This is a genomic window from Pseudoflavitalea rhizosphaerae, assembly GCF_003991355.1.
Taxonomy (GTDB): Bacteria; Bacteroidota; Bacteroidia; order Chitinophagales; family Chitinophagaceae; genus Pseudobacter; species Pseudobacter rhizosphaerae.
Map to the genome: position 1 here is coordinate 16,003 of NZ_RCSU01000007.1, position 18,583 is coordinate 34,585.

At 46.0% G+C, this 18,583-nt stretch carries 18 protein-coding genes; 12 read left to right on the forward strand and 6 right to left on the reverse strand.

The features are described from left to right. Positions 1–114 precede the first annotated feature (114 nt). Genes D9Y29_RS13310 through D9Y29_RS13325 form a run of 4 tightly spaced genes read right to left on the reverse strand, consistent with a single transcriptional unit; the run spans position 115 to position 3,757 of the window. Complete coding sequence (locus tag D9Y29_RS13310) at positions 115–867, reverse strand: LytR/AlgR family response regulator transcription factor (RefSeq protein WP_127128901.1); 753 nt, start codon at positions 865–867, stop codon at positions 115–117. Further along, positions 848–1,969 carry a sensor histidine kinase gene (locus D9Y29_RS13315; RefSeq protein ID WP_127128903.1) on the reverse strand — a complete coding sequence of 374 codons (1,122 nt, stop codon included), beginning with the start codon at positions 1,967–1,969 and terminating at the stop codon, positions 848–850. The genes D9Y29_RS13310 and D9Y29_RS13315 overlap by 20 nt, the downstream gene beginning before the upstream one ends. Further along, positions 1,969–2,961: an NAD-dependent epimerase/dehydratase family protein gene (locus tag D9Y29_RS13320; protein WP_127128905.1), complete on the reverse strand. Its 993-nt coding sequence runs from the start codon at positions 2,959–2,961 to the stop codon at positions 1,969–1,971. Before D9Y29_RS13320 ends, D9Y29_RS13315 begins: the two co-directional genes overlap by 1 nt. A 4-nt stretch (positions 2,962–2,965) precedes the next feature. Further along, the gene (locus D9Y29_RS13325; RefSeq protein WP_127128907.1) at positions 2,966–3,757 is read right to left on the reverse strand and encodes an SDR family NAD(P)-dependent oxidoreductase; all 792 of its coding nucleotides are present in this window, start codon (positions 3,755–3,757) and stop codon (positions 2,966–2,968) included. 198 nt (positions 3,758–3,955) lie between these two features. On the opposite strand from D9Y29_RS13325, the gene lpdA reads away from it, so the two are divergent. After that, on the forward strand, positions 3,956–5,359 hold the full coding sequence (gene lpdA, locus D9Y29_RS13330; RefSeq protein ID WP_127128909.1) for a dihydrolipoyl dehydrogenase: 1,404 nt from the start codon (positions 3,956–3,958) through the stop codon (positions 5,357–5,359). A 66-nt stretch (positions 5,360–5,425) separates the two neighbouring features. Here the strand turns inward: lpdA and D9Y29_RS13335 are convergent, their stop codons facing one another. Then, the gene (locus D9Y29_RS13335; RefSeq protein ID WP_127128911.1) at positions 5,426–6,001 is read right to left on the reverse strand and encodes a hypothetical protein; all 576 of its coding nucleotides are present in this window, start codon (positions 5,999–6,001) and stop codon (positions 5,426–5,428) included. 77 nt (positions 6,002–6,078) lie between these two features. After that, a complete protein-coding gene (locus D9Y29_RS13340; protein WP_127128913.1) occupies positions 6,079–7,671 on the reverse strand; it encodes a class I SAM-dependent methyltransferase in 1,593 nt (530 codons plus the stop codon). 48 nt (positions 7,672–7,719) lie between these two features. Here D9Y29_RS13340 and D9Y29_RS13345 point away from each other — a divergent pair, with 48 nt between their 5' ends. The 11 genes from D9Y29_RS13345 (at position 7,720) to D9Y29_RS13390 (ending at position 18,576) form a co-directional block, all read left to right on the forward strand. Further along, positions 7,720–8,412: an NUDIX hydrolase gene (locus D9Y29_RS13345; RefSeq protein ID WP_127128915.1), complete on the forward strand. Its 693-nt coding sequence runs from the start codon at positions 7,720–7,722 to the stop codon at positions 8,410–8,412. 213 nt (positions 8,413–8,625) lie between these two features. Next, positions 8,626–9,513, forward strand: a complete 888-nt coding sequence (locus D9Y29_RS13350; protein ID WP_127128917.1) for an NUDIX domain-containing protein — start codon at positions 8,626–8,628, stop codon at positions 9,511–9,513. Between the two features lie 17 nt (positions 9,514–9,530). After that, on the forward strand, positions 9,531–10,952 hold the full coding sequence (locus D9Y29_RS13355; protein WP_127128919.1) for a nicotinate phosphoribosyltransferase: 1,422 nt from the start codon (positions 9,531–9,533) through the stop codon (positions 10,950–10,952). A 27-nt stretch (positions 10,953–10,979) separates the two neighbouring features. Continuing rightward, a complete protein-coding gene (locus tag D9Y29_RS13360) occupies positions 10,980–11,528 on the forward strand; it encodes an RNA 2'-phosphotransferase (RefSeq protein WP_127128921.1) in 549 nt (182 codons plus the stop codon). 119 nt (positions 11,529–11,647) lie between these two features. Further along, positions 11,648–12,745 carry a serine hydrolase domain-containing protein gene (locus D9Y29_RS13365; RefSeq protein WP_127128923.1) on the forward strand — a complete coding sequence of 366 codons (1,098 nt, stop codon included), beginning with the start codon at positions 11,648–11,650 and terminating at the stop codon, positions 12,743–12,745. Between the two features lie 54 nt (positions 12,746–12,799). Continuing rightward, entirely contained in the window at positions 12,800–13,153 is a 354-nt protein-coding gene (locus tag D9Y29_RS13370; protein WP_127128925.1) for an S-adenosylmethionine decarboxylase family protein, read from the forward strand. Continuing rightward, positions 13,153–15,048: a DUF4178 domain-containing protein gene (locus D9Y29_RS13375; protein ID WP_127128927.1), complete on the forward strand. Its 1,896-nt coding sequence runs from the start codon at positions 13,153–13,155 to the stop codon at positions 15,046–15,048. Before D9Y29_RS13370 ends, D9Y29_RS13375 begins: the two co-directional genes overlap by 1 nt. After that, entirely contained in the window at positions 15,045–15,221 is a 177-nt protein-coding gene (locus D9Y29_RS26545) for a hypothetical protein (RefSeq protein WP_164735400.1), read from the forward strand. The genes D9Y29_RS13375 and D9Y29_RS26545 overlap by 4 nt, the downstream gene beginning before the upstream one ends. A gap of 18 nt (positions 15,222–15,239) precedes the next feature. After that, positions 15,240–15,443, forward strand: coding sequence for a DUF350 domain-containing protein (locus D9Y29_RS13380; RefSeq protein ID WP_127128929.1), 204 nt, complete (start codon positions 15,240–15,242; stop codon positions 15,441–15,443). An 8-nt stretch (positions 15,444–15,451) separates the two neighbouring features. Next, a complete protein-coding gene (locus tag D9Y29_RS13385; protein WP_127128931.1) occupies positions 15,452–16,975 on the forward strand; it encodes a polyamine aminopropyltransferase in 1,524 nt (507 codons plus the stop codon). Continuing rightward, entirely contained in the window at positions 16,975–18,576 is a 1,602-nt protein-coding gene (locus D9Y29_RS13390) for an FAD-dependent oxidoreductase (RefSeq protein ID WP_127128933.1), read from the forward strand. The genes D9Y29_RS13385 and D9Y29_RS13390 overlap by 1 nt, the downstream gene beginning before the upstream one ends. The last annotated feature ends 7 nt before the right edge of the window (positions 18,577–18,583 follow it).

Below are 18,583 nucleotides of genomic sequence, written 5' to 3' on the forward strand. Positions count from 1 at the left end.
CTTTTGGTACAAGCGGGTTTACAGGATTTGTAGGAATTGCCAAATCTGGCAGCATTACAGATCCTGTAACCAACCGTTGGATTCTCAATAATGAAAAACGTACTCAAATAGTTATCAGACCTTCCCTTCCAACCAGTTCTTAAAATCGGCTACACGCTCCCTGCTGATGATCACATCATCGGGTGCAGGCGGATTCAACTGAACCAACAGCCTGCTGTTATAGTAAGCTGTCATCTTTTTTATGGCATCGATATGAATAATGAATTGCCGGTTCACACGAAAGAAAGAATTTTTGTCGAGGAGATTCTCCACCTGGTCCAGTGAATAATCGAGCGGATATTCCTGTTTATTGAAAGTAGTGGCTACGGTGAGTCCGCGCGCAGAGTGCAGCCAGGCAATATCTTTCGCTTTGATGTAGATCAGTTGATTGTTGAGCCTGCTGATAAAACGGGTGGTATCTCTTTTGAAGAATGCTTCTGCCAGTTTGTTAATGTCTACCTGTTGACTCACCGGCCTGAACTGCCTGAACTTCTTCAATGCATTGTCTAATGCAGTTAACTCAATTGGCTTAACGAGGTAATCAACACTGTTAACCTTGAATGCCTGCAAAGCAAAATTATCGTAGGCAGTTGTGAAGATGATCGGCGTATTCACATTCGGACCTGTGAAAAGCTCAAAACAGTTGCCGTCAGACAATTGAATGTCCATCAGCATGAGATCGATATCATGCGGGCCGGCAAACCATTTTCGGCCATCGGCAACAGACTCCACCACTGTATCCACGATGATGGTGGGATCGCATTTGCCAAGCAACTGGATCAATCGTTCCGCATTATGATGTTCGTCCTCAAATATGATCACTTTCATGATTGAAAATTATGGGAATTTTCACTACAAATTTCTCTTCGCCTGCATCTACTTCAATGGACCGGCCACAGACCAGTTCATATCTTTTCTGAATATTCTCCAGCCCGATACCATGTGAATATTCAGGCGTTATTTTCTTGCGGATGGTATTGCTCACATACAGGAAGCCGTCTTCACTTCTGATAGTCACTTCCAGCGGCTCACTGGCCGAGAAGCGGTTGTGCTTGATGGCATTCTCCACCAGCATCTGCAGTGTGGCCGGTGGCACCTGCCCATTGATCCTTGAATGATCATCGATCTGTTCCTGGAAAATGATACTGCCCTGCCGGCGGATGCCGATCAGGAACAAATAAGACTGAAGGAAGTTGAGCTCCGTTTGTACAGGCACCAGGTTGTCCAGTTTTTTATCGAGAATATATCGAAAGGTGTTGGCGAGTTGAGTGATGTAATCAGCGGCCAGGTCGGGGTCTTTGTAAACGAGATTTGTGAGTACACTTAGTGAGTTGAAAAAGAAATGCGGATCGATCTGATTTTTCAATGCATCGTATTTGGCCTGGATATTTTCGCGCATCAGTCTTTCTGCCTTGACCTGGTATTCTTTCCAGCTCTTGTAATAAAAGATAAAACCATTGAAGGTGATGATGATCAGGTAGAACATGAAGATCCCTACGATCATATTATAACTCAACGAAGTGAAACTGAACCAGGCTTCATACCGGTTGAACAATAGAACATCTGCGCCGGCATAAACAAATCCAAATCCCAGTGAGATCAGTCCTCCGTAAGCAAGCAGCACTGCGGATAGTATAAGGATCCGTTTTCCTGCAGGATAGCCGTGCATCATGCGTTCCAGGCGACTTGCCAGCCAGGAGGCGCCTCCCCAGGCTAACAATCCATACAGCACATACGCAAGACTGAACATATTGGACCGAACAGAAAAAATTCCGATATCCTCAATAAAAGAAAGATCGAAGGATTTGAAAATATTGCTGAAGAGGTACAGGATCAGGATCCTTCCTCCATAGCGAAGCGCTTTACTGTTGAACATTTTTTCACTCCCTGCAAATTCCCCCGAATCATCCTTCAATACTTTCTTTCTCATCAGCAATAATTGTTTTTTCTGAACCAGTCGAGTGTATGACTAACGGCTACCATCATGGGTGTTACCGGTAACATCAATTCCCGCTGCGCTTTCCTGGACGAATAATAGTTGTTCAGGCAAAGCATATAGGCATTGGCATAGTTCAGTTTTCCATTTTTACCTGTCAGTCTTTGCCGGATGCTTCCGATGATACCCGCGGCTTTCAAAGCGAAAACAGGAATTCTGAACATCCATTTCGGCTCATCGGCCAGCTTGTTCACTATCCTGAAGAATTCGCCGTAGCTGAGATTATGTCCTGCCAGCAAATAACATTCACCGGTTCTGCCCAGATCGATAGCATTGATGATGCCTTTGCACACGTCTTCGATATATACGAAATTCTTACCGCCCGGTGGATAGAACAGGACCTTCTTATTCAATCCGTACAATAAAAGTTTACCGGAACTGGGCTTCCTGTCTTCCGGCCCTATCATAAAGGTAGGATTCACAATTACAGCAGGGAGCTGCTTTTTCTGCACCTGTTCCAGCACATATTGCTGCGCCAGGTATTTGCTGTTGATGTACCCCGATCCTGCATGGAAAAGTGTAAAACCGTTCAGCTCGGTACCCGGGTCTTTTTTTGTTCCGGGCCCCATGGTATTGGCTGTGCTTACGTAGATGAGCCTGGAAATATTTTTTTCAAGAGAGGCTTCGCAGATATACTGTGTGCCGGTAAAATTGATGCGTTCATAGGTTTCAAACCCGATGCCCCATTGATCGGTGATGGCCGCAGAATGGATCACGATATCGCAACCGGTCACTGCATCCAGTACATCTTTTTTGTTATCGATATTGCCATACCAGATCTCGCAGGGAATATCGGTGATGCCGGTAAGATTGGCATTCATTCTTACCAAAACTCTCACATCAAATTGCATGCGGCAGAGCTGCCTGGCCAGGTTGGCGCCGAGAAATCCATTCGCCCCGGTAATCAGTACTTTTTTTCTTTTCATACAATCAGGTGGCAGACCACTGCATTTCTTTTTTTACTTCTTTGGATACCAGTCTTAACCTGAATCCCAGTGGCAGGAACCACATCAGGAACTGGTTGAGTTTGTTCATCATACCGGGAATGATCACGGGATATCGCAATAAGGTTTTTTTCAGTGCTATGCGAGCGATGTCTGAAGTTGACAGTAATCCCATCTTCCCCTTCATGCCCTGGTGAATGATCCGCCTGCTGGTATTGCTGTTGGTCATGATCGGACCGGGATAGAGCACGCTGACGGAGAGTCCGGTTCCTGCAAACTCCTCCCGCAATCCTAATGAAAAAGAGGAAATGAATGCTTTGGATGCAGGGTACACCGTCTTATAGGCGATTGGTGTGAAAGCCGCCATACTGCTGACGTTCAGGATATAACTGCCGGGCTGTTTCAGAAGGTGTGGGATCAGTAGTCGCGTCAACAGCGAAGTGCTTCGCACGTTGAGTTGAATGATATCATCGATCCTTTCCAACGGCGTGTCTGTGAGGGCGGATGTTCCGCCGATACCGGCATTGCTGATGAGGAAATCGATATCGAATTGATCTGTTATGGTATTGGTATATAACAGCAATGCATCAGCGTCCCTCAAATCAAATTCATAGCACTGCACTTTAATGCCATATTCAGTTCTCAGTTCTGTGGCCAGGCTCTCCAGGTTGCTGCCAGGCAGGGAAAATAGCACAAGATTCATTTTCCTTCTCGCGCATTCCACGGCAAATGCCCTGCCTAATCCCGAGCCCGCTCCTGTGATCAATGTGTAGGTCATGGTACGTGTTTATCGACATCCCAAAATTGCCGGATGAACAAGAGCCTGCCTTCAATTTTCTCATGAGTTGTTGAATAATTCCCATCAACTGTCAGGGTTTCGCTGGCTTAACTTTTACTTAACGGGTGGAAGTTTTTACCGGGTGGCAATAATTCAGTACCTTTTTGAACATTTTTTATCCAATAATCATCATTTCTTATGGCAACAGATTTCGACCTTGTGGTAATCGGATCAGGCCCCGGCGGCTACACAGCTGCTATCAGGGCCTCACAGCTTGGATTTAAGACAGCGATCGTTGAAAAATATCCCGTTCTCGGAGGTACCTGTACCAATGTGGGGTGTATCCCCTCAAAAGCGATGCTGGATAGCTCGGAAAATTTTGACATCATCAACCATAAAGTGAGTAAGCAGGGAATAGAAGTGAGTGGAGCGAAAGTTAATTTTCCCCAACTCACAGAAAGGAACAGGAATGTAGTGAAACAAAATAACGACGGCCTGAACTTCCTGATGAAAAAGAATAAGATACAGGTGCTGACAGGTGTGGCCAGTTTTGTTGACAATACCAAAATCAATATAACCAACGGTTCTGAGCAACCGAAAACGGTTAGCAGCAAATACTTCATCATTGCCACCGGTTCCAAACCATCTTCCATCCCCGGCGTGAATATCGACAAGCAACGCATCATCACTTCCACAGAAGCGCTCTACCTGAAAGAGCAGCCGAAGGAAATGGTGATCATCGGCGGTGGAGTAATCGGTGTGGAGCTGGCTTCAGCCTATCATCGTATCGGAACAAAGATCACTATCATCGAGTATGCAGACAGCCTGATCCCAACAATGGATAAAGAGCTTGGCAAAGAATTGCAGAAGCTTCTTACAAAAGGCGGCATCAACGTGCTGGTGAATTCTCCCGTGAAATCGGCAGAGAACACAGGCTCGGGTGTGAAAGTTAAATTCGCTGACGCGAACAAGAACGAACAGGAGATCACTGCCGACTATTGCCTGGTGGCAGTTGGCCGCCGTGCTTACACAACAGGACTGGGACTGGAAAACACGAAAGTGCAGGTAGAGAAAGGCATGGTGGTAGTGAATGATCAGTTGCAGACAGCAGTTGAAAATATCTATGCCATTGGCGATGTGGTCCGCGGACCCATGCTGGCGCACAAAGCAGAGGACGAAGGCGTGGCAGTTGTAGATGGCATCGCCGGAAAACCACATAAGATCAATTATCTCCGCATTCCCGGTGTAGTGTACACCTGGCCTGAAGTTGCCGGCGTTGGTTATACCGAAGAACAACTGAAAGCAGAAGGGATCGAGTACCGCAAAGGAAAATTCCCCTTCATGGCAAGCGGCAGGGCACGCGCATCCGACGATATCGACGGATTTGTAAAAGTACTTAGCGATCCAAAATACGGCGAAGTATTAGGTGTGCATATCATTGGCGCGAGAGCGGCTGATCTGATTGCACAGGCAGTACTGGCCATGGAGTTCGAGCTTACCGATAATGAGCTCTGTAAGATTTCTTACGCCCACCCAACATTCTCTGAGGCGTTGAAAGATGCATACCTGATCTCTTCAGGCCGCGGAGCGATCAATATTTAATTTCAGTTTTTCAAAATAGAAAACGAGAAGCCCTTTACCGGGCTTCTCGTTTTTTGCTGTCCGTACTTATTCTATTTCTGCCCGGAATTTTTCATATGCTGCCCGGAGTTTTTCGTAAGGCATTATGTCAAGGCTGTCGAAAAACAGGTGTTTCTCTTTGAGTTGATAATAATGTGCTTTCCGCTTGTTGATTGTATCCTTTCTTACATAGATACTATGTTGCATATTCACATATGCATAATTTTTGTAGGAGTCGATCTTTACCTGTGTTAGCTTTTTGTCTGCAATGATCTTGTGTTCGATCTTTACGCCAACAGGCATAGTACAGGTAACACAGGTGTAGCTGCTTTTGATGGAATAATATTTACCCTGCTGCAATAATTCGCTTTTTACACTTTTCCAGGATTGAGTAACTGTATTATAGACAAGGGTATCTGAGTGAAGCTCGCGGGGGAATTTTTCCAGGTGAATAAAGTCTGCATAGGCGCTGTCATTGCTGATCTTCAGGAAAATAAGATCCCAGCCGTTACCGCCTCGATACAGTCCGGCAGGCAGCCTGGAGTTCCCGGGAGATTTTGTGGCTTTGAAATAACAGCCTGCCAGCAATGGGATACAACAGAAAAAAGGGATTAGTTTTTTCATGGTATATACTTAACATTAATGTCCTGGTAGACCAGATGCCCGTTTCCCGGAAAATACATAAAGAGAAAAGGATGCCTTTATGGCTTGACCCCGATCAGGAACATAGTGGTCACCGGCCAGGGCTCGGGCGCCAGTTGATTGTTCTTTATGGTGAAAATGGCAGCCTTGCCAGCCCATCTGTTTTCCACGATCCACTCATTGGTGAATGCTACTGAAGACGGATGTATTTTGAAACCGGTGTTTTGCATTTCAATTTTCCATTCATCGAAATCCCAAAAGCAGAAGGTCTCGTGCATTTCACTCTGCCAGTTATCCGTGTAGTCCTTGCGGCTAAGGAATTCTGCAACGTCTCCGAGAGAAAGCCGGATATATCTTTTCTGTTCAAAAAATGTTTCAGCGTATGAAAGCCTATAACCTTCCTGTTTCCTGAAATCCTTTGCGAAGCGAAGGAAACGGGCGTAGGTAGACAATTGCTGCAGGTATTCAGATAAAGATGATTTGCTTTCAAGGATACGAAGCGGGTCAGCATTGCTGCCATCTTCATCATTCAGCCAGAGATATACTTCCTGGTGTTTGTTGTAAGGCGCCACCACATCTCGGTTGATCCAAACACCGCCATGCACCAGTTCTTCAAAGCGGTTGCGGATGAATTGAAGCAGGTCCTGACGGCTGCCATAGGATTCTATTTCATGTGTAAGACTGCTCGTGTGAATGGTGTTCATGGAACTGCGATCGAAGGCGAGACCTGTCACCGCATTTTTCTTGGAAAAGAAGACAAATGGATTATTGAATTCCCCGTTGATCTTCCGCTGCTGGCAGAGTTCATACAGATAACGTGAAACTTCAATACCATAGAAGTCAGATTCCCTGAATCGTTCATCCTTACAAGCTAGTTTGATCCAGCTCCCTACTGCACATCCGATATCGCCAATGCGCCCTGGTTGAATGAAATTCGACGTGTCCTGGTACTTCATTTCTGCGATATCATCCATCTGGCGAACATACACGTTGTAGTCGCGGGTTTCAGTGAGGTCGCCATCATTGCTGATCATGGCATCGCGGAAAAGCAGTTGTACTTTTTCTGCGATCCTGTATTTCTGCCACACGTTGAATGATGCAGGGTGCATGTATTCCTGTACGAAAGAGTCCTGCTGCCAGTTCTCGCTCGTGGAAATTTTCTCAACCACATCCCAGGGCATAGCCGTATGATGGCGCCAGTTTTCGATATTATCCAACTCTGCGGGCAGGATAGTGAAACCAAGATGATGGTACATATTCAGCACATTGGTGGAGCAAACCACTATGGTGTTCTCCGGATTGCAATCGATCTGCCCTTCGCTTTCATGTTTGATGCGTTTGATGGTATAGTCTGCAAAGTTGGGAAGATTGCCAACATCATCGATGCCGTAGATATAGGTGGGGATGGCCAGTTCGTTGCCAAATGCTTCGATGGAAATGGCCCTGAGATAGAATGGCAGCGGGTTCCGCCGTGTATTGGAATGATTGGACGATGTAACAGCAAACAGCACCGCGTCTATTTTTTCATTTTTCTTCACCGGTTTACCAAACACATCGGTAAAGCTGTGCAGGCCTTTGCTGATGATTTGTTGCAGGTATTGGAACTGAAACTTTGTCAACAATTGATGGCGTCCGGGAATGAGCAGGTACATGGGAACAATTTGCAATAAAGATAGTGGATTCGGTATATTGCAGCCGATATGAACAGTTCCGGTTCAGATATAAAAGTGGCGGTGGATGCCATCGTTTTCGGTTACTCCAAACAGGAAGGAGTGTCTATACTGTTGATCCAGCGTAAATATCCTCCGTTCAAAAATGCCTGGGCGATCCCGGGCGGATTTTTGTTGCCGGATGAAACACTGGAGGAAGCCGTGGGAAGGGAACTGCGCGAAGAAACCGGCATTGAAGTGAATTACCTTGAACAGTTGTATACTTTCGGAGCGCCTGATCGTGATCCGCGGCAGCGTATCATTTCCATCGCTTACATGGCATTGGTGAAAAGCAGCCAGTTCCAGCAACTCAAAGCCAGCACCGACGCAGAGAATGCCCAATGGTTCAATTTCAGGGAACTGCCACCACTGGCCTTCGATCATAAAGAGATTCTCGACACCGCCATTGAAAGGATCCGCACCAAGATCCGCTACCAGCCAATCGGTTTTGAACTGCTCGACAAAAAATTCCCTTTTGCAGATCTTGAAAAATTGTACATCGCACTTTTGGGAAGGGATATCGACAGAAGGAATTTCTCCAGGAAAATGCTGGCTCTCGGCATTTTGGATGAAACCAATGAATATGCCCAACCCGAAGGAAAGGGACGCCCCAGCAAAATGTACCAGTTCAATAAGAAGCGTTACCAGCAATTGGAAAGAGAAGGGATCCATTTTGAGATCTGAAATTTAGCAGAGTGCCGCCAGTCGCTCGCCTCTGGCGAGTGACCTCTATTTAGTCGCCTCCGGCGACGCGGTGTTCGCCGGAGGCGAACAAACAAAAGTCACTCGCCAGAGGCGAGCGACTGCCACACTCTGAGTTTATTTTGCGTTCATTTAACGCAAAATAAATTTGCTCGAATCAAAATCCTTTCTAAATTTGCGTATAAATAACGCAAAATGAAAACGACAGGCGTAATCGTAGCAAGGTTCCAGACTCCCTACCTCCATGAAGGACACAAATACCTGATCGATGAGATCAGATCCAAACACAACAAAGTGGTGGTGGTGCTCGGTGTTTCACCTGTAAAAGGAAGCCGCCGCAACCCCTTCGATTTTTATACACGCGAAAAATTACTCAAGCAATATGCTCCGGAGCTGGTAGTGCTCCCATTAAGTGATCATCCTTCAGACAACGCATGGAGCCAGCAACTGGATAAACTCCTGGCTTCCACTTTTCCTATGGAAATGTTTATGCTCTATGGAAGTCGCGGGAGCTTTATCCCATACTACTCCGGCAGTTTATCGGTTCAGGCATTGCCTGAACTTGGTGACCATTCCGCTACTCATATCAGAGATGAGAACGCTGATAAAGTACTCGATTCCGCAGATTTTCGGTTAGGCATCAACTATGCTTATCATACTACTTATCCTAAGGTATATGCCACAGTTGACGTAGCCGTGATCAATGAAACAACAAAAGAAGTATTACTGGGAAAGAAACCCAATGCCGCTGAATGGCGCTTCCCCGGCGGTTTCTCAGATCCTGAAGATGAAAGTTTCGAAGTTGCGGCCCGCCGGGAGTTATCGGAGGAATGTGGCGATATCGAAGTACAGGGCATGCAATACATTGGTTCCGCCCGCATCAACGACTGGCGCTATAAAAATGAAACAGACAAAATTATCAGTCTCTTTTTCAAAACAAAATTTATATTCGGCACCCCAAAAGCATCTGATGATCTCGCAGCTCTTTCCTGGTTCCCGCTCAGCGAATTGCAAATAATGAAGGTACAAAACAAGATCACACCCGAACACCATGTACTGATTGATCTCCTGCTGAATAAATAAACCTTTAAACTGATGTTATGAAAACGAATGAAAACATATTGTTGCTCGCAGACGCTTACAAGTATTCTCACCATAAATTGTATTATCCCGGTACATCCACCATTTACTCTTATATGGAAAGCCGGGGCGGGCAATTCAACGAAACTGTTTTTTACGGTTTGCAGTATTTTCTCAAACATTATCTCGAAGGAGCTGTGATCACCAAAGAAAAGATCGATGAAGCTGCAGCATTTCTGCCCCAGGTATTCGGAAGGAATGATGTATTCGATCGCAGCAAATTCGATTATATCCTCAACAAATACGGAGGACGCCTGCCTGTCCGGATCAAAGCGGTTCCCGAAGGGTCGGTAATTCCTGTGAACAATGTGATGATGACTATCGAGAACACAGATCCAGCATGTTTCTGGCTCAGCAATTTCCTGGAAACCCTGCTCATGCAGGTTTGGTATCCCAGCACAGTAGCTACGCTGAGCAGGGAGATCAGGAAGATCGTGGACTCCTATTATAAGGATACTGCTGCTTCTTCTGCGCAGGCCGGTATTGATTTTGTGCTCAACGATTTCGGGTTCCGCGGTGTAAGCTCTGTGGAGAGTGCAGGGCTTGGCGGATCGGCTCACCTGTTGAATTTCCGCGGCAGCGATACTATCATTGGAAGCGTACTCGCAAAGAATTATTATGAAGCACAACAGGTATACGGCGTATCCGTTCCCGCAACCGAACACTCCGTTTGTACATTACTGAGAGAAGAGGGAGAGCTGGAAGTGTTCAGGCATGTGCTAAAATCTTTTCCTACCGGAATTGTAGCCTGTGTTTCTGATTCCTTCGATATATTCAGGGCTTGCAGCGAGTATTGGGGAGAAGAATTGAAAGACATGATATTGAGCCGCGACGGTGTACTGGTGATCCGTCCTGATTCCGGTGACCCTGTTTTCACACTGCTGAAAGTGTTCGCTATCCTGATGAATAAATTCGGATACACCATCAACGATAAAGGCTACAAAGTATTGCCTCCCCAGGTGCGCGTATTGCAGGGTGATGGCGTGAATATCGATATGATCCGTTTCATCTACGGCGCACTCAAAGTTAATGGCATCAGTGCCGAGAACCTGGTGCTAGGAATGGGAGGAGCCCTTCTGCAAAAAGTGGACAGGGATACACAGAAATTCGCTTTTAAATGCAGCTATGCAGAAGTCAACGGAAAACCTGTAGATGTTCAGAAAAGCCCTGTGGAACTGGATTCCCATGGACAACTGGTACAGTCATTCAAAAAATCAAAAGCAGGAAAACTGGAACTGATTCTGAAAGATGATCAATACCAGACGGTAAGGCAGGGATCAGAACCTGCATTTGAAGACAAACTGCTCACTGTTTTTGAGAACGGTGAATTGATCAACACTAACAACTTTGAAGCTGTCCGTTCAAGGGCAGCGCTGAAATAAGTTGTTGAAAAAAATGAAAAGAAAAAAGTGGAAAAGAACCTGAAACAGATCAGCAAATTCATGAGCCTGGTGCTCCGGCATAAACCGGAAACAATTGATCTGCACCTTGACGAGCAGGGGTGGGCCGCAGTAGATGAGCTGATCGAAAAAATGAATGCAACAGGCGCGGCAGTGGATAAGGAAATGATCCGCCAGATTGTGGACACCAACGATAAAAAACGATTCGCTTTCAATGAGGACCAATCCAGGATTCGCGCCAGCCAGGGACATAGCATCGATGTGGACCTCAGTTTGGAACCAGTGACGCCCCCGGATATTTTGTATCATGGTACAGCTGCCAGGTTCGTCGAATCCATTCTCCAGGACGGGTTGTTGAAGCAAAACCGCCAGCATGTGCACCTTACCGCATTGAAAGAAACCGCCATTGCTGTTGGCGGTAGACATGGGAAGCCCGTAGTACTTGAAGTGAACGCGGGGGAAATGGCGAAAGCCGGGTTCGAATTTTATCTTTCGGCCAACAATGTCTGGCTGGTCGAAATCGTACTCCCTGAGTACATTTCAATTCCGGGGCAATAATCAAATAAAAGATTTTTAAACTGGCAGTAATAAACCACTGCCGGTTTTTTTGGTCTATGTTCCTGCAATATTTTTTTCTCAAATAAGTTTTTGAGATATCTGACTCATAAATACTTACTATGGCTTTTCGCTTATTTTCCTTTTTGCTGGCAATAGGTATTGGAGTGGTGGCTTATTCCCAGGAGCCTATCTCCAATCCTGAAAAACTGAACAGCTGGATCGATGAACATGCGCAGTCAATGGGTGGCCGCGCTATCCTGGTGATCTATAAAGATGGCAAACTCATTTACAATTATTCCGCTAATGAAATGACGCGCCGGCAAAAAATGGCCGGCAAATGGATCTCCCGGAAAACAGGAACAACCGCCAACACCAGTGATTATACTCTGCAATCAAAAACCATGATCGCAAGTTGCAGCAAATGGCTGAGCGCCGCGTTGGTGATGACGTTCATAGATGAGGGCAAACTATCGCTCAATGATTCAGTCGGGAAATTCCTGCCTGTACTCAGCAATAATGGAAAGGGACAGATAACCATTCAGCATTGTCTTTCTCATCTCACCGGCATCAAAGAGCCGCCATTACAGGAAAGTCTCAAAGCCATGAAAAAATTCAAAACCATGGATGAGTCAATTGAATGGCTCGCAAAGATGCCAATGGAAGGAAAGCCCGGAACTGTTTTTCACTATAGTAATGCAGGGCTGCAGATTGCAGGCGCAGTATTGGAAAAAATATCAGGTAAAAATTTTGAAACCCTGTTTGCTGAAAGGATCGCGAAGCCTTTGCGCATGAACAATACGGATTTTGGCGAAGGGCCTGTAGCATTACCGGCCGGCGGCGCCAGTTCCACACCGCAGGACTACCTTAATTTCCTTTCCATGATCCTTAACAAAGGATCGTTTGAAGGACAAAGAATTCTTTCCGAAAAAAGCATCCGCGAAATGCAGGTCAATCGCATACAGAACGGCGTTCGCGTTGCATATGCACCGGCAGAAGCAGGTAGTTTTGGTTATGGATCCGGTGAATGGGTAATGGAGGAAGATACTATGAAGGGATTCTCCAAAACCGTTACCAGTCCGGGCTTATTCGGCAGTTTTCCATGGGTTGACAACCAGAAGAAGTATTGCGCATTTCTCATGACTTTCTATCTGAAGAATGAGGGCAGGAATCAGCGATACAAGGAACTCAAGGCGCTGGTGGATACCAGTATCCGTTAGTTCCTGCTTTTCAGTTCGGAAAAAATTGTATTTTGCCTGGAGACATAACTGAGTATGAGCTATCAACCGGGCAAACATCTGATTGCCACCTTATCAACAGATGAACCAATACTGATCAATAACTATGCTTCCTTCCGCATCCTGGTGGACGCTTTGATCCAACAATACCAGTTGCAGAAACTGGGTGAAGTATATCATGATTTTTCGCCTGCAGGCTTCACAGCCGTGATCTGCCTCAGCGAAAGTCATCTTTCCATTCATACCTGGCCCGAATACGGCCTCATCAATCTCGATATTTACCTCAGCAATTTCAAAAGGAATAATGAAGATGCAGTGATGGGAATCTATCAGACACTGGAGAAACACTTTGCCGCAAAAGTCCTTCAACAACAAATCATCACAAGGTAATGAGTTCAATCCTCATCTGTCCGGCCTGCGACAAACCGGTAACCCTCTCAACGTACGACCATGCATACACGGTTTGTGTTTGCAGGAATGTGCTGCGCTACAATGGTAAGATCCAGCTCGCCAACCTGATGGCCATTACCCAGTTCCCTGAGATCATTCAGCCCGGCACAACAGGAAAATGGAAAAATGAAAAATTCACGGTAAGCGGAAGGGTCCAGATACAGTTCCAGGAATCGTTCATGAATTTCTGGGACCTGCGAACTGATAAGAGTGATGGCTACCTGCTCATGGAAGGCTACGGCCTTTATGCCATTCTTAGCAAGGGACCTGATAACTTCGGCCGCGATCATAGAAATAAGTACAAATCACTGGAAGTTGGCAAGCACCTGAAATGGGAGAAAAACGATTACCTGCTGGAAGAAAACATTCAAATAATGAACGTCAACTTCGAGGGGGAGATAAAGTTATCTCCTATTGTTGTCAAAGGTTCAGTATTCAACTTCTCTTCTCCGGCCGGGATCAACCATATGGTGATAGAATGGACCCGGGATAAACCGGAAACTTATATTCTCACTGCTACCGGATTTGATGAACTGGAACTCGATAATCTCAGGGACCCAAAGCCATCCACCAAACAATTCTTTTGCCAGGTCTGCAATACAGAACTCCCTGTTACACTTTTCCCATATGTGAACAGCGTTGTATGTAAATCATGTTATGTGCAGCATAGCTGGAAACAGGCACATGGATTTGTAAAAAGAAAAGGGATCGAATACAGATTGAGCCCTACGATCCCTCTGGGCGCTAAGGGAGAGATCAAAGGCATTCCATACAGCGTAACCGGTTATGCGGAAAAAGAGGAAACAAATTCACCGGGTACTTTCTGGCGTGAATTCACGCTGCACAATCCCCAATACGGCTTTGCTTATCTCAGTGAATACAATGGACATTGGATCTATCTAAAACAGGAGCTGGATGCGCCTGTACTCCTGGATGCGCGCTCTGAAAGTTTTGAACTGAAGAACGAAAGTTTTGTCAAATACAATTCCTATTGGGCAAAAGTCAGAGCTGCCGAAGGAGAATTTCCCTACGATATTTTCAACGATGGCTCCAATTATATCAAAGAATACATCTCTCCTCCCGAAATGTGGGGCCGGGAACTGGAAGGAGGAAAATCCATCTCCTGGTTTTACGGGCAGCATATAAATCATCAGGAAGTGCAAAGCGCATTTGCATTGAAAGAGATGCCCGCCAAATCTGGAATTGGCGCGGTGCAGCCTACAGGATATATGAGCCAGTACAAATTGCTCTTCACCTGGTTATTGGGCGTTGGCCTTTTACTGCTGATTCATGGTATCATCATGCTTGGCAGGCAGGACCGGGTACTGTTGAGAACGGACCATTTTTATATGGATACTGCCACCCGGCAGAACATTATCTCGCCAAAGTTCGAACTGGATAAAAACCTTAGCAATATCGAAATCGATATCAATGCTCCTGTTGCCAATAGCTGGTTTGAGCTGGAAGCAACACTGGTAAATACTGTAACCGGCTCAGAATACTCGCAGGAAAAAGGAGTGGAATATTATTCGGGTTACTCTGATGGCGAAAGCTGGAAAGAAGGAAGCACCAATGCACAGATCTGGTTCAATGCTGTGCCCAAAGGCTCTTACTTGTTGCAATTGCGTGGTATCCGGCCCTCCACACCAGATGCCGTGAACTATTTTTCAGTAGAAGTAAGATACGATGTGCCCAGCCACAGGAGTTTCTGGTGGATCACATTTTTCTGGAGCCTGTTTGTATTGATTGTAGCCATCATTCAGAAAAATATAGAAGCACGCAGATGGGATCCCGCAACCTTTGTTGCCAACAACGGAAAATCATTACGGAAATGAACCTTAATTTTTTCAATAATAGTTCACCCCTGTTTCAGTTCAGGTGGTTCATCATAGCGATACTGATCGCTGTCGGCACCCTGATCTATTTTGATGTGACCGGCAGAAGGATATTTGCGCCTTCCTCCGGATCACAACAATGGAGCAGCAGTGGACCTGGTTATCATAAATAACTCAAAAAACAATTAAATATGACACAGGCACTGATCAATTCAGTTGTGTATTCTTTCGTAGGCATCGGCATATTGGTGGTGGCTTTTATCCTGGCGGAGATCGTTACTCCCAAACATAACCTGCGAAAAGAAATCCTTGAAAACAAAAACGTGGCCCTGGCGGTACTGGCTGGCTTTTTCATGCTGGCTGTGGCCATTATAGTGGCTTCGGCTATTCATTAATGTGACTTATGCGAACAAAAGAATCCGGGGCTCAATGGCTCTTGCTGCTGGCTGTATTTGTGATTGCAACCTGCGGGCTCATTTATGAACTGGTGGCCGGAACACTTGCCAGCTACCTGCTGGGGGACAGTGTTACGCAATTCAGCACCATCATTGGGGTGTATCTTTTTTCGATGGGCATCGGCTCTTTTCTCAGCCGCTATTTCAATGAAGAACTTCTCAGGTGGTTCATCAGGATCGAATTACTGGTTGGACTGGTAGGCGGATTCAGCGCCGCAATCCTTTTCATCGCTTTCCCGATGGCTGCTGGCTTCCGGATCATCCTTTATGGACTGGTGACCATCACTGGTATATTTGTTGGACTTGAGATCCCGCTTCTCATGCGCATTCTGCAACACCGCGTGGAATTCAAGGACCTGGTGAGCCGCGTTTTCACTTTCGATTACATTGGCGCATTACTGGCCTCTCTGGTATTTCCCTTATTGTTGGTGCCACATCTCGGTTTGATAAGGACTGCACTCTTCTTTGGCATCCTCAATATTGCCGTAGGCTGGTACCTTGCGCACAGGTTCAGTGCGGAGCTTAGAAAACCTGCTGCCCTCAAATCAGCTGCTATACTGGCTTTGCTCCTGGAAGTGGTAGCCTTCGTGATGGCAGATAAGATCATGGCCTACAGTGAAACGATCACGTACAACGACAATGTGGTATACGCCACTTCCTCATCTTACCAACGCATTGTTCTCACCCGAAATAAAAGAGAGCTCCGCCTCTTTCTCAATGGCAACCTGCAATTCAGTTCTGCTGATGAATACAGGTATCACGAAGCGCTGGTACACCCGGCCATGACCTCCGTAAAAGATCCCCAAAAAGTACTGGTACTGGGTGGGGGCGATGGACTGGCAGTAAGAGAGATATTGAAATACCCTTCCGTTAAATCCATTACCCTTGTTGACCTGGATAAGGAAATGACAAAGCTTTTCAGGGAACAACCCATGCTCACTAACCTGAATGCTCATGCGCTTACCAATTCTAAAGTGAAAGTTCATAATGCCGATGCTTTTATATGGCTTCGGGATAACAAGGAAAAATTCGATGCTATCATTATCGACTTCCCTGACCCTTCTAATTTTTCCATTGGAAAATTATACAGCACCAGTTTTTATAAACTGGTTCAACAGGCCATCAGTGAACATGGCGCAATCGTGATCCAAAGCACTTCTCCGTTTGTTGCGCCTAAAAGCTTCTGGTGTATCGATCAAACACTCAAATCAGTTGGCTTTCACACTAAGCCTTATCATAATTATGTACCCAGCTTCGGAGAATGGGGATATGTTCTTGCCACGCCACAACCTGTGCTGGCAGCAGCTTCTGCATTTCCGGACGGGCTCCGTTTCCTGAACGCCAATACGGTGGAACAGTTGTTCATTTTTCCACAAGACATGCTGGTACAGCAACCACTGGAAGTGAACAAGCTGAACAACCAGGCCCTGGTTCATTATTTTGAAGAGGAATGGAGTAAATACACAGATTAATGGACAGAAGAAAATTCATTCAGCATTCAATTACTATCGGCAGCATCAGCACACTGGCCGCTCACTGTGGTTCCACTTCTGCCATCAAAGGCGGCATCACCGGAGCCAATGCAAAAACCGGTCATCTGCTGCGAGATAAAACCTTTACATCCCCGGCCACGGCGGAAAGCATGCCTGTGGTGATCATCGGTGCGGGCATCAGCGGGCTGAGCGCTGCCTGGCATCTGCAAAAAAAAGGATTCAGCAATTTTGTTCTGCTGGACCTGGAAGATCATGCAGGCGGTAATGCAGCTCACGGAAGCAATGCTGTGTCGAATTTCCCGCTGGGCGCACATTATGTGCCCATTCCCAATATCAATCTCACTGAATATATTGCATTCCTGCAGGAAGCCGGCGTTGTGGAAGGTTTCGATTCAACAGGATTGCCCATTTACAACGAATACCACCTTTGCCGAGAACCTGAAGAAAGACTTTATCTCAACGGAAGATGGCAGGAAGGATTGATCCCGAGCTTCGGGTTGACTGAGACTGATCTCAAAGACATCAAATCCTTCCTGAACTATATGGATCATTTCCGTAATCAGGTAGATGAAGAAGGTAGAGAAGCATTCGCCATTCCCGTCAACCGGAGCAGTACGGATTCCCAATTCACGCGGCTCGACAAGATCACTATGAAGGATTTTCTTAAAGAGCTCGATCTCAATAGTGCTTATCTGCACTGGTATGTGAACTACTGCACCAGAGATGATTTCGGAACTGCCTATGATGAATGCAGTGCCTGGGCAGGTGTTCATTATTTTGCCGGAAGAAAAGGGAAAGCAAAGAATGCGGATCATAGCGATGTACTCACCTGGCCTGAAGGAAATGGATTCCTGGTTGATCAGTTCATGAAAAAACTGGAAGGAAAGATCCTCACAGGTTCAATGGTTACAACAGTAAAAGAAGAAAAGGAAAATATCCGGATTGAATATCTCGATGTAAAAAAGAACCAGCTCAAAGCATTCGATGCGAAGCAATGCATTATCGCCATACCACAATTTATTGCTGCAAGGTTATTGAACGATAAAACAAGACTTGCTATGGTGAGTGCCAACCTGCAATATGCGCCCTGGATGGTGGCCAACCTGGTGGTTGGTTCGCTTACAGAAAGAACAGGCATGGACCATAGCTGGGACAATGTACTTTATGAAAGTCGCGGGCTCGGCTATGTAGATGCCACCCACCAGTTGTTGCAACAGGTGCATACTGAACGTAACCTCACTTACTACTGGCCGGTTACACATCTTCCTGCAAAAGAAGCGAGGCAGTGGCTACAGCAGCAAACACATGAGCAATGGGTAGACATGATCTGCGATGACCTGCAGGTGGTGCATCCGGAAATCAGAACAGCTACCAAAGAAGTGAACATAACGCTCTGGGGACATGCCATGGCACAACCCATACCCGGCTTGATCTTCGGGGAGCTGAGGAAAGAATTATCCGCCTCTGTTAATCAGCGCATTCATTTCGCGCATACTGATCTGGCGGGCATCAGCATATTTGAAGAAGGTTTTTACCAGGGGCTGGAAGCAGCAGAAAAAGTTTGGCAGCAATTATCTTAAAACATCA

Bases quoted from the DNA above. Each gene is read 5' to 3' on its own strand.
- D9Y29_RS13325 (WP_127128907.1), bottom strand. From the start codon at position 3,757: ATGACCTACACATTGATCACAGGAGCGGGCTCGGGATTAGGCAGGGCA.
- D9Y29_RS13340 (WP_127128913.1), bottom strand. From the start codon at position 7,671: ATGTACCTGCTCATTCCCGGACGCCATCAATTGTTGACAAAGTTTCAG.
- D9Y29_RS13335 (WP_127128911.1), bottom strand. From the start codon at position 6,001: ATGAAAAAACTAATCCCTTTTTTCTGTTGTATCCCATTGCTGGCAGGC.
- D9Y29_RS13375 (WP_127128927.1), top strand. From the start codon at position 13,153: ATGAGTTCAATCCTCATCTGTCCGGCCTGCGACAAACCGGTAACCCTC.
- D9Y29_RS13315 (WP_127128903.1), bottom strand. From the start codon at position 1,969: ATGAGAAAGAAAGTATTGAAGGATGATTCGGGGGAATTTGCAGGGAGT.
- D9Y29_RS13390 (WP_127128933.1), top strand. From the start codon at position 16,975: ATGGACAGAAGAAAATTCATTCAGCATTCAATTACTATCGGCAGCATC.
- D9Y29_RS13350 (WP_127128917.1), top strand. From the start codon at position 8,626: ATGAAAACGACAGGCGTAATCGTAGCAAGGTTCCAGACTCCCTACCTC.
- D9Y29_RS13380 (WP_127128929.1), top strand. From the start codon at position 15,240: ATGACACAGGCACTGATCAATTCAGTTGTGTATTCTTTCGTAGGCATC.
- D9Y29_RS13320 (WP_127128905.1), bottom strand. From the start codon at position 2,961: ATGAAAAGAAAAAAAGTACTGATTACCGGGGCGAATGGATTTCTCGGC.
- lpdA (WP_127128909.1), top strand. From the start codon at position 3,956: ATGGCAACAGATTTCGACCTTGTGGTAATCGGATCAGGCCCCGGCGGC.
- D9Y29_RS13385 (WP_127128931.1), top strand. From the start codon at position 15,452: ATGCGAACAAAAGAATCCGGGGCTCAATGGCTCTTGCTGCTGGCTGTA.
- D9Y29_RS13370 (WP_127128925.1), top strand. From the start codon at position 12,800: ATGAGCTATCAACCGGGCAAACATCTGATTGCCACCTTATCAACAGAT.
- D9Y29_RS13355 (WP_127128919.1), top strand. From the start codon at position 9,531: ATGAAAACGAATGAAAACATATTGTTGCTCGCAGACGCTTACAAGTAT.
- D9Y29_RS13365 (WP_127128923.1), top strand. From the start codon at position 11,648: ATGGCTTTTCGCTTATTTTCCTTTTTGCTGGCAATAGGTATTGGAGTG.
- D9Y29_RS13345 (WP_127128915.1), top strand. From the start codon at position 7,720: ATGAACAGTTCCGGTTCAGATATAAAAGTGGCGGTGGATGCCATCGTT.
- D9Y29_RS13310 (WP_127128901.1), bottom strand. From the start codon at position 867: ATGAAAGTGATCATATTTGAGGACGAACATCATAATGCGGAACGATTG.
- D9Y29_RS26545 (WP_164735400.1), top strand. From the start codon at position 15,045: ATGAACCTTAATTTTTTCAATAATAGTTCACCCCTGTTTCAGTTCAGG.